At 73.9% G+C, this 14,254-nt stretch carries 11 protein-coding genes; 7 read left to right on the top strand and 4 right to left on the bottom strand.

Annotation, left to right across the window (positions count from 1 at the left end):
- Positions 1-1,656, bottom strand: a 1,656-nt coding sequence (locus ACSNOB_RS29360) for a fumarate reductase/succinate dehydrogenase flavoprotein subunit (protein WP_436690377.1), incomplete at its 3' end; no start/stop codon positions are given.
- 1 nt (position 1,657) lies between these two features.
- Entirely contained in the window at positions 1,658-2,389 is a 732-nt protein-coding gene (locus tag ACSNOB_RS29355) for a succinate dehydrogenase cytochrome b subunit (protein WP_436690375.1), read from the bottom strand.
- A gap of 29 nt (positions 2,390-2,418) precedes the next feature.
- Between ACSNOB_RS29355 and ACSNOB_RS29350 the strand changes: the two genes are divergently transcribed.
- Both ACSNOB_RS29350 and ACSNOB_RS29345 read left to right on the top strand, forming a co-directional pair.
- The gene (locus ACSNOB_RS29350) at positions 2,419-3,354 is read left to right on the top strand and encodes a LysR family transcriptional regulator (protein ID WP_436690373.1); all 936 of its coding nucleotides are present in this window, start codon (positions 2,419-2,421) and stop codon (positions 3,352-3,354) included.
- A gap of 97 nt (positions 3,355-3,451) precedes the next feature.
- Positions 3,452-4,804, top strand: a complete 1,353-nt coding sequence (locus ACSNOB_RS29345) for an FAD-dependent oxidoreductase (protein WP_436690371.1) — start codon at positions 3,452-3,454, stop codon at positions 4,802-4,804.
- 58 nt (positions 4,805-4,862) lie between these two features.
- Here the strand turns inward: ACSNOB_RS29345 and hrpA are convergent, their stop codons facing one another.
- Positions 4,863-8,906: an ATP-dependent RNA helicase HrpA gene (hrpA, locus tag ACSNOB_RS29340; RefSeq protein ID WP_436690369.1), complete on the bottom strand. Its 4,044-nt coding sequence runs from the start codon at positions 8,904-8,906 to the stop codon at positions 4,863-4,865.
- A gap of 134 nt (positions 8,907-9,040) precedes the next feature.
- Here hrpA and ACSNOB_RS29335 point away from each other — a divergent pair, with 134 nt between their 5' ends.
- Positions 9,041-9,484: a cytidine deaminase family protein gene (locus tag ACSNOB_RS29335; RefSeq protein WP_393110103.1), complete on the top strand. Its 444-nt coding sequence runs from the start codon at positions 9,041-9,043 to the stop codon at positions 9,482-9,484.
- A 34-nt stretch (positions 9,485-9,518) separates the two neighbouring features.
- Here the strand turns inward: ACSNOB_RS29335 and ACSNOB_RS29330 are convergent, their stop codons facing one another.
- Complete coding sequence (locus ACSNOB_RS29330; RefSeq protein WP_091107368.1) at positions 9,519-9,878, bottom strand: YciI family protein; 360 nt, start codon at positions 9,876-9,878, stop codon at positions 9,519-9,521.
- Positions 9,879-10,030: 152 nt separating this feature from the next.
- Between ACSNOB_RS29330 and ACSNOB_RS29325 the strand changes: the two genes are divergently transcribed.
- From ACSNOB_RS29325 to ACSNOB_RS29310, 4 genes are all read left to right on the top strand, one after another.
- Entirely contained in the window at positions 10,031-11,077 is a 1,047-nt protein-coding gene (locus ACSNOB_RS29325) for a FecCD family ABC transporter permease (RefSeq protein WP_436690366.1), read from the top strand.
- A 67-nt stretch (positions 11,078-11,144) separates the two neighbouring features.
- Entirely contained in the window at positions 11,145-12,242 is a 1,098-nt protein-coding gene (locus ACSNOB_RS29320) for a FecCD family ABC transporter permease (protein WP_436690364.1), read from the top strand.
- A 25-nt stretch (positions 12,243-12,267) separates the two neighbouring features.
- Positions 12,268-13,179: an ABC transporter ATP-binding protein gene (locus ACSNOB_RS29315; protein WP_436690362.1), complete on the top strand. Its 912-nt coding sequence runs from the start codon at positions 12,268-12,270 to the stop codon at positions 13,177-13,179.
- Positions 13,179-14,123: an ABC transporter substrate-binding protein gene (locus ACSNOB_RS29310; RefSeq protein WP_436690360.1), complete on the top strand. Its 945-nt coding sequence runs from the start codon at positions 13,179-13,181 to the stop codon at positions 14,121-14,123. The genes ACSNOB_RS29315 and ACSNOB_RS29310 overlap by 1 nt, the downstream gene beginning before the upstream one ends.
- Positions 14,124-14,254: the final 131 nt, after the last annotated feature.

The raw sequence follows: 14,254 nt of genomic DNA, 5'->3' as shown, positions 1-14,254 counted from the left end.
GCCCGGCACCCGGACCCGCTGCCAGAACTGCTCACGCAGGGCGCGGATCTCGCCGATCGCCTTGCGCAGCCCGGCCGCGCTGCGCTCCATGCCGCAGTGCTCCCACATGATCTGGCCCAGCTCGCGGTGGAACGAGTCGACGGTCCGGTCGCCGTTGACCGCCAGCAGCCGCTGGATCCGGTCCTCGACGTCGGCGCGCGCCTGCACGGCCGCCGGGTGGCTGGCGTCGACCTTCTCGAACGGCCCGGCCGCCAGGTAGTTGGCGATGGTGTTCGGCAGCACGAAGTAGCCGTCGGCCAGGCCCTGCATCAGCGCCGAGGCGCCGAGGCGGTTCGCGCCGTGGTCCGAGAAGTTCGCCTCACCGATCACGAACAGGCCCGGGATGGTCGACTGGAGGTCGTAGTCGACCCAGAGGCCGCCCATCGTGTAGTGCACGGCGGGGTAGATCCGCATCGGGACCTCGTACGGGTCCTCGCCGGTGATCCGCTCGTACATCTGGAAGAGGTTGCCGTACTTGGCCTCGATGGCCTTGCGGCCGAGCCGGTTGATCGCGTCGGCGAAGTCGAGGTAGACGCCGAGCCCGCCGGGGCCGACGCCGCGTCCCTCGTCGCAGACGTTCTTCGCGGCGCGGGAGGCGATGTCCCGGGGGACCAGGTTGCCGAAGGAGGGGTAGATCCGCTCCAGGTAGTAGTCCCGCTCGTCCTCGGGGATGTCCTTCGGGCTGCGGTCGTCGCCCTTGGCCTTGGGCACCCAGACGCGGCCGTCGTTGCGCAGCGACTCGCTCATCAGGGTCAGCTTCGACTGGTGGTCGCCGGAGACCGGGATGCAGGTCGGGTGGATCTGCGTGTAGCAGGGGTTGGCGAAGTACGCGCCCTTGCGGTGGGCCCGCCAGGTGGCGGTGACGTTGCAGCCCTTGGCGTTGGTGGAGAGGTAGAAGACGTTGCCGTACCCGCCGGAGGCGAGCACGACCGCGTCCGCGAACTCCGTGGTGATCTCGCCGGTGACCAGGTCCCGCACGACGATGCCCCGGGCCTTGCCGTCGACGACGATCAGCTCCAGCATCTCGTGCCGGGCGTTCATCTCCACGTTGCCGAGGCCGATCTGCCGCTCCAGCGCCTGGTACGCGCCGAGCAGCAGCTGCTGGCCCGTCTGGCCCCGGGCGTAGAAGGTGCGCTGCACCTGCGCGCCGCCGAAGGAGCGGGTGTCCAGCAGGCCGCCGTACTCGCGGGCGAACGGCACGCCCTGGGCGACGCACTGGTCGATGATGTTGACCGAGACCTCGGCCAGCCGGTGGACGTTGGACTCCCGCGAGCGGAAGTCGCCGCCCTTGACGGTGTCGTAGAAGAGCCGGTGCACCGAGTCGCCGTCGTTGCGGTAGTTCTTGGCGGCGTTGATACCGCCCTGCGCGGCGATGGAGTGGGCCCGGCGCGGGCTGTCCTGGTAGCAGTAGGACTTGACCCGGTAGCCCTGCTCGGCGAGCGTGGCGGCGGCCGAGCCGCCGGCCAGGCCGGTGCCGACCACGATCACCGTCATCTTCCGGCGGTTGGCCGGGTTGACCAGCTTGGCCTCGAAACGGCGGCGTTCCCAGCGGGTCTCGATCGGGCCCTCGGGAGCCTTGGTGTCGGCGATCGGGTCGCCCTCGGTGTAGAGATCCATGTCAGGACACCAATCCGGTGAGTACGGCGAACGGGACCGCCAGGAAGCCGGCGCAGAGCGCGACGGCGAAGACCAGGGCGGCGGTGCGCGCCCGGCGCTCGCCCTTCGGGGTCTGCTGCCCCAGGCTGCGGAACGCGCTGAACGCCCCGTGCCGCAGGTGGAAGCCCAGCGCGACGACCGCCAGGGTGTAGAAGAGCGTGACGTACCAGCGCTCCGGCGCGAAGTCGGCGACGACGTTGGCGTACGGCTTCGTCGGGTCGCCGACCGGGTTCAGGTGGCCGGTGGTCAGGTCCAGCAGGTGGTAGATCACGAAGAGCAGGATGATCACCCCACCCCAGCGCATCGTGCGGGCCGCGTAGCTGCCCTGGACCTTCGGGCGGTGCGCGTACCGGACCGGTCGGGCGGCGCGGGAGCGCCGGGCGAGCGCGGTGGCGGCGGCGATGTGCCCCACGACGGCGACGGTCAGCACGGCGCGCAGGATCCACAGGAACCAGACGCCCGGCAGCAGCGGCTTGCCGATGTCGCGCAGCCAGTGCGCGTAGTGGTCGAACGAGGTTTCCCCCGTGAACACCTTCAGATTGCCGAGCATGTGCAGGATGAGGAACAGCACCAGGATGATGCCCGTCACCGCCATGACGGCCTTCAGGCCGACGTTGGAGCGGATGGGCGACCGCGTTCTCGTGACTACCACGCGATCGACGCTAGGAGGACTTCGATCAGTCGTCCAATGCATCGACCTCGCAGTCTTGATAGCTATAGGCTATGTGGGTGCAGCTCCATCAGCTGAAGTACTTCGTAGCGGTCGCCGAAGTCCGACATTTCACCCAAGCTGCCGATCTCGTGGGCATCACGCAGCCCTCCCTGAGTAAGCAAATTCACGCCCTTGAGGACGGCCTCGGTGCCCCGCTCTTCGAACGGGTAAGGGGCAACATCGCCCTCACCGCGGCGGGGGAGGTGCTGCTGCCGCTGGCCAAGCGGATCCTCGCCGACGTGGACACCGCGACCCGCGAGGTGCAGGAACTGGTCGGCCTGCGACGCGGCCGGGTCCGGCTCGGCGCCACCCCCAGCCTGGCCACCTCGCTCGCCCCGCCGGTGCTGCGCCGGTTCCGCGACGCCCACCCCACCATCGACCTGCGGGTGGAGGAGAGCGGCTCGCAGGACCTCGTCCGGGACCTGCTCCGCGGCGACCTCGACCTGGCGCTGATCATCATGCCGGCGCAGGGCACCGACCCCGGGCTGCGCGCGGACCCGATCCTGCGGGAGAGCCTGGTGGTCGCCTCGGTGGAGGAGCTGCCGATGGCCCCCGGCGCGGCCCAGCTGCGCGTCGACGACCTGCGCGACCAGCCGATGGTGATGTTCCGGGAGGGCTACGACCTGCGCGACGCCACCATCCAGGCCTGCCGGGAGGCCGGTTTCGAGCCCACCATCGCCGTCGACGGCGGCGAGATGGACGCCGTGCTGAGCTTCGTCGAGGCCGGGCTGGGCGTCGCGCTGGTGCCCGGCATCGTGGTGGCCCGCCGCGCCGGCGTCCGGGTCACCCGGTTGGCCCCGCCCGGCGTCCGGCGGACCATCGCGGTCGCCCGCCGCCGCGACGTGGTGCCCACCCACGCCGGCCGGGAGCTGCGCCGGATACTGCTGGAGTACGTCCGCGACGCCACCACCGACGGCGACCTGCCCCCCGGCGTCGAGCCGCTCTGACCCGCCGACCAGCGGCCCGCCGTGGACCGCTGGCCGGCGGGTCAGGTGCGCAAGGCGGAAGACGAGACCCGGCCGTTTGCGCGCCTACGCTGCCCGCATGGCAAGCGGCAGCGCCGTGGTGATCGGCGCCAGCATGGGCGGCCTGCTGGTCGCCCGCGCCCTCACCGAGGCGTACGACCGGGTCACCCTCGTCGACCGCGACGCGCTGCCCGAGCGGGCGGACAGCCGCCGGGGCGTGCCGCAGGGGCGGCAGTTGCACGTCCTGCTGGCCCGGGGCCGGCAGGCGTTCGAGGAGCTGCTGCCCGGCATCTGCGCCGAGCTGACCGCGAACGGCGTGCCCTCGGTGGACCTGCACGAGCAGGTCCACTGGTACAACGACGGCCACCGGATGCGGCGCGCGCCGTCGCCGCTGCTCGGCTTCGGGGTCAGCCGTCCGCTGCTGGAGCAGGTGGTCCGGCAGCGGGTCGCCGCCCTGCCCGGGGTGCGCATCCTGCCGGGCTGCGAGGTGGCGGGGCTCACCACCACCGCCGACCGGCGCCGGGTCACCGGGGTGCGGCTGTGCCCCCGCGCCGGGGAGCCGCGCACCCTCGACGCCGACCTGGTGGTCGACGCCGGCGGCCGGGGCACGCGCAGCCCGGTCTGGCTGGCCGAGCTGGGCTACCGGCCGGCGCCCGAGGAGCGGGTCCCGGTCGGGGTCACCTACGTCACCCGCACCTACCGGCGCGAGCCGCACCACCTGGAGGGGCTGCTCGGCGCGCTCACCAACGCCGTTCCCGGCCAGCCCAGGGGCGGCATCGTCGCCGTGCAGGAGCAGGACCGGTTCGCGGTGGCGCTCAGCGGCATGTTCGGCGAGGAGCCGCCGGCCGACGACGAGGGGATGGCCGCCTTCGCCGACCGCCTCGCCGCCCCGCAGATCGCCGACCTGCTGCGCACGGCGCAGCCGGCGGGCCCACCGGTGACGATGAGGTTCCCGGCCAGCGTGCGGCGCCGCTACGAGCGGCTGCGCCGCTTCCCGGCCGGCTACCTGGTGGTGGCCGACGCGTTGTGCAGCTTCAACCCGGTCTACGGGCAGGGCATGACGGTGGCCGCGCTGGAGGCGCTGCTGCTGCGCCGGCTGGCCCGCCGGCGGCCGGCCGCGCTGGCCCGCGGCTTCTTCCGGGGCGCGGCCCGCCTCATCGACGGGCCGTGGTCCATCGCGGTCGGCACCGACCTGCGCTTTCCCGAGGTGCCCGGCCGGCGCTCGGCGCGCGTGCGCCTCGTCAACGCGTACGTGGCGCGGCTGCACGTCGCGGCGACCCGGGACGCGGTGTTGGGCGCGGCGTTCCTGCGGGTGCTGAACCTCGTCGACCCGCCGGCGCGGCTGCTCGCCCCGCCCGTGCTGCTACGGGTGCTGCGCGGTGCGCCCCCGTCGGCACGCCGACCAGCCCGCGCGCCCGTGTCGGCGGGCTGACCAACCGGCGCGCCCGCGTTGGGGGACCGACCGGCCGGTCACCCCGCGCCCGCCGGGCTCACCTGCCCTCGGCGTCGTCCATCGCGCGGTAGATCCGCTGCTCCGACACCGGGTACGGGGTGCCCAGGGCCTGGGCGAAGACGTTCACCCGCAGCTCCTCGATCATCCAGCGGATCTGCCGGACCGCCGTCGACTGCCGCCGGCTGGGGGGCAGCGCGGCGAGCATGTCCTGGTACTCCTTCTGCACCACCGCGATCCGGTCCTGCTGCTGCTTGTCCCGCTGCGGGTTGCCGGGCAGCCGGTCCAGCCGCCGCTCGACGGCGGTGAGGTAGCGCAGCAGGTCGGGCAGGCGCGCGTACCCGGTCTCGGTGACGAAGCCGGCGTGCACCAGCCCGGTGAGCTGGGCCCGGATGTCGGCCAGCGCCGCCACCACGGCCAGGTTCTGGGTCTTGCCGAGCCGCTGCTCCACCGCGTACGCGGCGGCGAGCACCCTGCGCACCCGGTCCATCACCTCGACCACGGTGTCCACCAGCTCGGCGCGGACCTTCTCGCGCAACGCGGCGAAGCCCTCGGCGTCCCAGGCCGGCCCGCCGGCGTCGCCGATCAGTTTGTCGATCGCCGCCCCGGCGGCGTCCTCGATGAGCTGCTGCACGCCGCCGTGCGGGTTGCGGCTCAGCGCCAGCTTCGCCTCGTTGCTCAGCCGCCCCTGGAGGAACCTCGCCGGCGACGGCACGGTCAGCCGCAGCAGCCGCCGGGTGCCCGCCCAGTGCGCGGCCTCCTGCTCGGCCGGCGAGTCGAACACCTTCACGCCGACCGTGCCGCCCTCGTCGACCAGCGCCGGGTACGCGGTGACCGCGTACCCGGACCGGACCTGCTCGATGGTGCGCGGCAGCGTGCCGATGCTCCAGTCGCTCAGCCCGGTGCGCGCCACGTCCGGCGCGGCGGCGGCCACCACCTGGCGTACCTCGGCCTTGAGCTGGCGTTGCAGGGCCGGCAGGTCCTTGCCCTCGGCGACCGGCTTGTTCTCCTCGTCGAGCACCCGGAAGCTGACCCGCAGGTGCGCGGGTAGCCGGTCGAGGTCCCAGGCGTCGCGGGGCACGGTGACGCCGGTCATCCGGCGCAACTGCCGGGTCAGCGCGTCCAGCAGCGGCTCCTCGCCGGCCGGCATCGCGGCGAGCGCCGCGCGGGCGTAGTCGGGCACCGGGACGAAGTTGCGGCGCACCGCCTTGGGCAGCGAGCGGATCAGCGCGATCACCAGCTCCTCGCGCAGCCCCGGCACCTGCCAGTCGAAGCTCTCCGCCGGCACCTGGTTGAGCAGCGGCAGCGGGATGTCGACGGTCACCCCGTCGGCCGGGGTGCCCGGCTCGAACCGGTAGGTCAGCGGCAGGGTCACCCCGTCGGCGGACCACTCGTCGGGGTAGTCGGCCTCGTCCACCCCGCCCCGGCCGGCGTTGACCAGCAGCTCCCGGGTGAAGGTGAGCAGGTCCGGCTGCTCCCGGCGGGTCTTCTTCCACCAGGCGTCGAAGTGCCGCCCGGAGACCACGTCGGCCGGGATGCGGGCGTCGTAGAAGTCGAAGACGGTCTGGTCGTCGACGAGGATGTCGCGGCGGCGGGCCCGGTTCTCCAGCTCCTCGATCTCGGCCAGCAGCCGCTGGTTGTCGCGCCAGAAGTGGTGGTGGGTCTGCCAGTCGCCCTCCACCAGGGCGTGCCGGATGAACAGCTCCCGGGACAGCGCCGGGTCGATCCGGCCGAAGTTGACCTTGCGCGAGGTGACCAGCGGGATGCCGTAGAGCGTCACCTTCTCGTACGCCATCACGGCGGCCTGCTTCTTCTCCCAGTGCGGCTCGCTGTAGCTGCGCTTGACCAGGTGCTGGGCGAGCGGCTCGACCCACTCCGGCTCGACCCGGCCGTTCACCCGGCCCCAGAGTCGGGAGGTCTCCACCAGTTCGGCGGCCATCACCCAGCGCGGCGGCTTCTTGAACAGCGCCGAGCCGGGGAAGAGCGCGAACCTCGCGCCCCGGGCGCCCAGGTACTCGTGCTTCTGGGCGTCCTTCAGCCCGACGTGGGAGAGCAGGCCGGCCAGCAGCGACTGGTGCACCTTCGGGGTGTCGATCTCCTCCGGCAGGTCGGCGCCGCCCCGGCGTCGACCACCGTCGGCGCCGGCCTCCCGCCCCGGTCGCCCGCCGCCCTGTTCGGGGGTGCGCAGCACCTGGCGTAGCTGGCTGACGATGTCCTGCCACTCGCGTACCCGCAGGTAGTTGAGGTACTCGGCCTTGCACATCCGGCGGAACGCGCTGGAGGAGAGCTCGCGCTGCTGCTCGCGCAGGTGCCGCCACAGGTTGAGCAGCGTCACGAAGTCCGACTCGCGGTCGGTGAACCGGGCGTGCGCCTGGTCGGCCTGGGCCTGCTTGTCGGCGGGCCGCTCGCGCGGGTCCTGGATCGACAGCGCGGCGGCGATCACCATCACCTCGGTGGCGCAGCCGTTGCGCTCGCCCTCGACGACCATCCGGGCCAGCCGGGGGTCGACGGGTAGTTGGGCGAGCCGTCGGCCCAGCGGGGTGAGCCGTTTCGCCGGGTCCGCCTCGGTCGGGTCCAGTGCGCCCAGCTCGTGCAGCAGGTTGACGCCGTCGGTGATGTTGCGCCGGTCCGGCGGGTCGATGAACGGGAACGCGGCGATGTCGCCGAGGCCGATCGCAGTCATCTGGAGGATGACCGAGGCGAGGTTGGTGCGCAGGATCTCCGGGTCGGTGAACTCCGGGCGGGACAGGAAGTCCTGTTCGTCGTAGAGGCGGATGCAGATGCCGTCCGAGGTGCGCCCGCAGCGCCCCTTGCGCTGGTTGGCCGACGCCTGGGAGACCGGCTCGATCGGCAGCCGCTGCACCTTGAGCCGGCTGCTGTAGCGGGAGATGCGGGCGGTGCCCGGGTCCACCACGTACTTGATGCCGGGCACGGTGAGCGAGGTCTCCGCGACGTTGGTCGCGAGCACCACCCGGCGCCCGGCGTGCGGGGCGAAGACCCGGTGCTGCTCGGCGGTGGAGAGACGGGCGTAGAGCGGCAGGATCTCGGTGCCGCGCAGCGCCGGCTTCTTCTCCACCAGCTTGCCCAGCGCGTCGGCGGTGTCCCGGATCTCCCGCTCGCCGCTGAGGAAGACCAGGACGTCGCCGGGCCCCTCGGCGGCCAGCTCCTCGACGGCGTCGCCGATGGCCTGGATCTGGTCGCGGACGTTCTCCTCGTCGTCCCCGTCGTCCTCGCCCTCGGCCACCTCGACCAGCGGCCGGTAGCGCACCTCGACCGGGTACGTCCGCCCGGAGACCTCGACCACCGTGGCCGGTACGCCCTCCGGCGCGTCGGCGGTGGGCGGTCCGGCGAAGTGCCGGGCGAACCGCTCGGTCTCGATGGTCGCCGAGGTGATGATCACCTTCAGGTCGGGCCGGCGGGGGAGGAGCTGCTTGAGGTAGCCGAGGATGAAGTCGATGTTGAGGCTGCGCTCGTGCGCCTCGTCGATGATCAGCGTGTCGTACTGGCGCAGCATCCGGTCGGTCTGCAGCTCCGCGAGCAGGATGCCGTCGGTCATCAGCTTCACCAGGCTGCGGTCGCTCACCTGGTCGGTGAAGCGCACCTTGTAGCCGACCACGTCGCCCAGCTCGGTGCCGAGCTCCTCGGCGATCCGGTCCGCCACCGTACGCGCGGCCAGCCGGCGCGGCTGGGTGTGCCCGATCAGGCCGTTGATCCCGCGTCCCAGCTCCAGGCAGATCTTGGGCAGCTGCGTGGTCTTGCCGGAGCCGGTCTCGCCGGCCACGATCACCACCTGGTGGTCGCGGATCGCCGCGGCGATGTCGTCCTTGCGCTCGCTCACCGGCAGCTGGGCCGGGTAGCTGACCACCGGCACGGCGGCCCGCCGGGTCTCCAGCCGCGCCTCGGCACGCGCCACGTCGGCGGCGATCTCGGCGAGCGCCGACTCCCGGCGCTCCGGATCGCGCAGCCGGCGTACCCCGTCCAGGCGCCGCTGCAGACGGCGCTGGTCGCGGAACATCAGGGGGCGGAGGCGGCGGTGCAGCTCGCGGACGGGATCGGTCGCGGCGGGTGCGGCTGGATTCTGCATGTCGTCGCCAAGGATAGGCAGCCGGCGGCCGGACCGCCCCCGGGTTACCGGCCCGCCCGCCGCGCGCGCCCGCGGGTGCGCGCCGACGGGTCTAGAGTTGACCGCCGACCGACGTCGAACCACGGGGATGCGCGATGACCATGCGGGACACCGACCGGGCCCTGGTGCAGGCCGCCACGGCGGTCGCCAAGCTGCGCTGCCGCAGCGAGAACCACACGGTCGCCGCCGCCGCGCGCACCACCGACGGCCGGGTCTTCACCGGGGTGAACGTCTACCACTTCACCGGCGGCCCCTGCGCCGAGGTGGTCGCGGTCGGCGCCGCCGCCACCCAGGGCGTCACCGAGCTGGAGACGATCGTCGCGGTGGGCGACCGGGGGCGCGGGGTGATCCCGCCCTGCGGGCGCTGCCGGCAGGTGCTGCGCGACTACTTCCCCACCATCCGGGTCATCGTCGGGCCGATGGACGCGCTGCGCGTGGTGCCGGTCGCCGAGCTGCTGCCGGAGACGTACGTCTGGGCCGACCACCAGCTCGACGAGGGCCCGTCACTGCCCGGGGCCCGCGCGGGCGCGGACGGCTGACGGGCGGCTGGCGGCGGCGCGGACGGTCGGCGGGTCAGTCGCCGGCGGCGGCCTCCAGCATCGACCGGGGGACCGGCACGCTCTCGAACCGCACGTTGCCCTCCGGCACCATCCAGCTCAGCACCTGCACGGCCAGCCGCCCGGCCCGCACCGCCGGGTCGTTGTGGTACAGCTCGCGAGCCTCCTGCGGGGAGACGGAGAGCACCACGAACCCGCGCAGCCGGTCGTCGTCGGCGTCGACGAACGGCCCCGCGGCCAGGACGAGCCCCTGCTCCACCAGCCCCGCCTGGTGGGCGAGGTGCGCGTCCTGCAACCGGTCCGCCGCGTCCAGCGGCAGCTCGGGGGCGTCCGGCGGCCGCACCAGGAGCACGACGGTGTGCTGGTCGAATCGCATGCCCACACCCTAGGGCGGCGCGGGCCGCCGTCGCCCGGAACCGGCGCTGTCGGCCCTGGTCAGGTCGCGCGGGATAGACGACCGCGAGTTAGGTCCGGTCCGGCGGGTCAGCTAAGGTAAGGCGAACCTAAGCGCGAACGTGCAGGAGCCTCGTGACCACCCTCGCCACCCGACCGGCCCCGGCCGGCGCCCAACCCCGCGCGCGTGGTGGCCGCCGGGTGGCCGTCACCGTCGCGGCCGCGCTGGCGCTGCTCCTCGCGGTGCTGGCGAGCTTCGCGCTCGGCAGCCGGTCGCTCGCCGTCGACGAGGTGTGGGGCGCGCTGGTCAGCCCGGACGGCGGCGAGGCCACCACCATCGTCCGGGAACTGCGGATGCCGCGTACCGCCCTCGGTCTCGCCGTCGGGCTGGCGCTCGCCGTCGCCGGGCTGCTCTTCCAGGCGCTCACCCGGAACCCGCTGGCCGAGCCGCGGATCCTCGGGATCAGCGCCGGCGCCTCGTTCGGCGTCGTGCTGGCCATCTCCGTCTTCGGGGTGGGCACCCTCGCCGGGTACGTCTGGTTCGGCATCGGCGGAGCGCTCCTCGCCGGCCTGCTGGTCTTCGCCGTCGCCACCAGCGCCCGCGAGGGCGCCAGCCCGGTCACCCTCGCGCTGGTCGGCGCGGCCCTCGACGCCAGCCTCGCCTCCGTGGTGTACGCGCTGCTCAGCATCGACGCCCGCACCTTCGAGGACTACCGGTTCTGGGTGGTCGGCGGGCTCACCGGCCGGGATCTCTCGGTGGCCGTCCAGGTGCTGCCGTTCGTGCTCGCCGGGCTGGCGCTGGCCGCCCTGGTCGCCCGCGGCCTGGACGCGCTCGCCCTCGGCGACGACGTGGCCCGGGGTCTCGGACACCGGATCGGGCTGGTCCGCCTCGGCGGCGGCGCGGCCGCCGTGCTGCTCACCGGGGCGGCCGTCGCCGCCCCCGGGCCGATCGCCTTCGTCGGGCTCGCCGTGCCGCACCTGGCCCGCGCCCTGGTCGGCGCCGACCACCGCTGGACCCTGGCGGTCTCCGCGCTGCTCGGGCCCGCCCTGCTGCTCGGAGCCGACGTCGTCGGCCGGCTCGTCGCCCCGCCCGGGGAGGTGCCGGCGGGCATCGTCACCGCCCTCATCGGCGCTCCGCTGCTGGCCTACCTGGTCCGCCGCGCGAAGGTGGTGACCGCGTGACCGCCCCCGCCCCGATCGGCGCTCCGCCGCTGGCCCACCTGGTCCGCCGCGCGAAGGTGGTGACCGCGTGACCGCCCCCGCCCGCCCCGCCGCCCCGCGAGCCGCCGAGCGGCCGGCGCGACGTCCCGCCGTCGCCGGACTGCCGGGGCGCTCGCTGGTGCGGGTCGGCCCGGTCAGCGTGCAGGTCCGCCGCCGCTCGGTGCTGGTCGCCGCCACGCTGGTCGTGCTGCTGCTGGGCGCCGGGGTGCTCAGCCTCTCCCTCGGCACCCCGTACGTCGCTCCGGCCGACGTGCTGCGCGCCATCTCCGGCGCCGGCACCCCGTACGACCTGGTGGTCTTCGAGCTGCGGCTGCCCCGGCTGGTGCTGGCCGCGGTGGCCGGCGCGGCCTTCGGGTTGGCCGGCACGCTGATCCAGAGCGTGGCCCGCAACCCGCTCGCCAGCCCGGACGTCGTGGGCATCACCCAGGGCGCCGGCCTCGCCGCCACGGTGGCCCTGACCGGCGGGGCGGCGGCCGTGCTCGTCGCGCCGGCGGCGCTGGTCGGCGGCCTGGTCGCCGCCGCGCTGCTGTTCGTCCTCGGCGCCCGGCACGGGCTGGCCGCCCAGCGGTTCGTGCTCGCCGGGGTGGCCGTCGCCTTCGCGCTGCGGGCCCTGACCGAGGTGGTCATGCTCACCGCCGACCCGATCGACGGGCTCCGCGCGCAGATCTGGCTGATCGGCACGCTCGCCGGCAAGGGTTGGACCGAGGCACTCTGGATCGCCGGCACCCTGGTCGCGCTCCTGCCCGTGCTCGCCTGGGCCGGCTGGGCGCTGAACAGCACCGCCCTGGACGACGACACCGCCCGGGGGATCGGCCTGCGCCCGGTGGCCCGCCGGGTCGGCCTCGCCGGCACGGGGGTGCTGGCCGCCGCGATGGTCACCGCCCAGGTGGGCGCGGTCGACTTCGTCGCCCTGGTCGCCCCGCAGCTGGCCCGGCGGCTGGTCCGCGCGGAGCGCCCGCCGCTCGTCTGCGCCGCGCTGCTCGGGGCGCTGCTGCTGGTGCTGGCCGACCTGGCCGGGCGGCGGCTCTTCGCGCCCACCCAACTGCCCGCCGGCGTGCTGACCGCCGCCATCGGCGGCCCGTACCTGATCTTCCTGCTGGTCCGTGGCCGCCGGCGGTCCTCGTGATGTCCCACCCTGGCAAGGAGGCGTGATGCTCTCCACCCGCGACCTGGTCGCCGGCTACGACGAGCGGACGGTGCTGGACGGGCTCGACCTCGACCTGCCCGCCGACGCGTTCACGGTGATCGTCGGGCCCAACGCCTGCGGCAAGTCCACCCTGCTGCGCACCATGGCCCGCCTGCTCACCCCCCGCCGGGGCGCGGTGCTGCTCGACGGCGCCGCCATCCGGGACCTGCCGACCCGCGAGGTCGCCCGCCGCCTCGGGGTGCTCCCGCAGAGCCCGCTGGTGCCGGAGGGGGTGACCGTCGCCGACCTGGTCGGCCGGGGCCGGCAGCCGTACCAGCGGTGGTGGCGGCAGTGGTCCGAGGAGGACAGCGTCGCGGTGGACCGGGCCATGGCGCTCGCCGACGTGGCCGGGCTGGCCGGCCGGGCCGTGGACACCCTCTCCGGCGGTCAGCGGCAGCGCGTCTGGATCGCCATGACCCTCGCCCAGGACACCGAGGCGCTGCTGCTCGACGAGCCGACCACCTTCCTCGACCTCGCCCACCAGGTGGAGGTGCTGGACCTGCTGCACCGGCTGCGCGTCGAGCGGGGCCGCACCGTGGTCGCCGTGCTGCACGACCTCAACCAGGCCGCCCGGTACGCCGACCATCTGGTCGCGATGCGGGCCGGCGCCGTGGTGGCCGCCGGACCACCCCGGGAGATCCTCACCGCCGACCTCGTCCGGGACGTCTTCGGGCTCGACTGCGTGGTCGTGCCCTGCCCGGTGACCGGGGCGCCCCTCGTGGTGCCCGCGCTCACCAGCCCCTCGCTGGCCCGGCCGTCCGACACGGCCGACCTCGTCAGCTCAGCTCCGGCGGGGCTGCCGGCCCCGGCAGCCCGCCCCTCGGCCGAGGACGCGGTCACCCCGCGCACCGGCTCGTACCCCTCGAAAGGAATCTGATGCGTCGTCTCGCCGCCGCCCTCACCGCGGCGCTGGCCCTCGGCGTCGGCCTCACCGCCTGCGGTGAGAGCGACCCGGTCGCCGGCACCACCACCGGGGAGACCCGGGAGATCGTCCACGCGATGGGCACCACCAAGGTGCCGGCCGACCCGAAGCGGGTCGTGGTGCTCGACACCGACAAGATCGACACCGCGCTGTCGCTCGGCGTCACGCCGGTCGGCGCCGCCGTCGCCAGCCAGGCGAAGAGCTGGCCGACCTACTTCGGCGAGGAGAAGCTCGCCGGCATCAAGGAGGTCGGGGTGCTCACCGAGCCCGACCTGGAGGCCATCAACGCCCTCAAGCCGGACCTGATCCTGGGCAGCAAGTTCCGCCAGGAGAAGTTCTACAACGAACTGGCCGCCATCGCGCCGACCGTGTTCACCGAGAAGGTCGGCGTCACCTGGAAGGAGAACTTCCTCCTCGACGGCAAGGCGCTGGGCAAGGAGCAGCAGGCCAAGGACCTGCTCACCGCGTACGAGACCCGGGCCAAGGAGTTCGGCGCCAAGCTGGGCGACGCCGCCAACCGCAAGGTGTCCATCGTCCGCTTCATGCCGACCGAGATCCGGGTGTACGGTCCGGACTCGTTCTCCGGCATCGTCATCGGCGACACCGGTCTGGGGCGCCCCGAGCGGCAGCTGCTGACCGGCAAGGAGGACCGGCGGATGGACCGGGTCAGCCCGGAGCGCATCGGCGAGGTCGACGGTGACGTCATCTTCGTGACCGCGTACGGCGAGCAGGCCGCCGCCGAGCAGGCCAAGGTCACCGGCGGGACGCTGTGGAAGGCCCTGCCGGCGGTCAAGGCGGGCAAGGCGCACGTCGTCTCCGACGAGATCTGGATGACCGGCATCGGCGTCGGCGCCGCCAACAAGATCCTCGACGACCTGGAGAAGTACCTCACCGCCTGACCGGCAGCGACCCCCGGCGCTCGCTTGATCGCGCACATTCCCTGAAGTAGTGGCCTCCCGCCCGGCGGGAGGCCACTACTTCCATGTTCGGGCGTGATCATGGCCCGGGGGACGCCGTCCGGTGGGGCGGG

This window comes from Micromonospora sp. URMC 106 (genome assembly GCF_051386395.1).
In the GTDB taxonomy this organism is placed as follows: Bacteria; Actinomycetota; Actinomycetes; order Mycobacteriales; family Micromonosporaceae; genus Micromonospora.
This window is presented reverse-complemented; position numbering and strand designations above follow the sequence as displayed.

What these genes read in the sequence shown, in the direction of transcription:
- ACSNOB_RS29315 (WP_436690362.1), top strand. Translation starts at nt 12,268, where the DNA reads ATGCTCTCCACCCGCGACCTGGTCGCCGGCTACGACGAGCGGACGGTG.
- ACSNOB_RS29355 (WP_436690375.1), bottom strand. Translation starts at nt 2,389, where the DNA reads ATGCATTGGACGACTGATCGAAGTCCTCCTAGCGTCGATCGCGTGGTA.
- ACSNOB_RS29350 (WP_436690373.1), top strand. Translation starts at nt 2,419, where the DNA reads ATGTGGGTGCAGCTCCATCAGCTGAAGTACTTCGTAGCGGTCGCCGAA.
- ACSNOB_RS29310 (WP_436690360.1), top strand. Translation starts at nt 13,179, where the DNA reads ATGCGTCGTCTCGCCGCCGCCCTCACCGCGGCGCTGGCCCTCGGCGTC.
- ACSNOB_RS29345 (WP_436690371.1), top strand. Translation starts at nt 3,452, where the DNA reads ATGGCAAGCGGCAGCGCCGTGGTGATCGGCGCCAGCATGGGCGGCCTG.
- ACSNOB_RS29335 (WP_393110103.1), top strand. Translation starts at nt 9,041, where the DNA reads ATGACCATGCGGGACACCGACCGGGCCCTGGTGCAGGCCGCCACGGCG.
- hrpA (WP_436690369.1), bottom strand. Translation starts at nt 8,906, where the DNA reads ATGCAGAATCCAGCCGCACCCGCCGCGACCGATCCCGTCCGCGAGCTG.
- ACSNOB_RS29330 (WP_091107368.1), bottom strand. Translation starts at nt 9,878, where the DNA reads ATGCGATTCGACCAGCACACCGTCGTGCTCCTGGTGCGGCCGCCGGAC.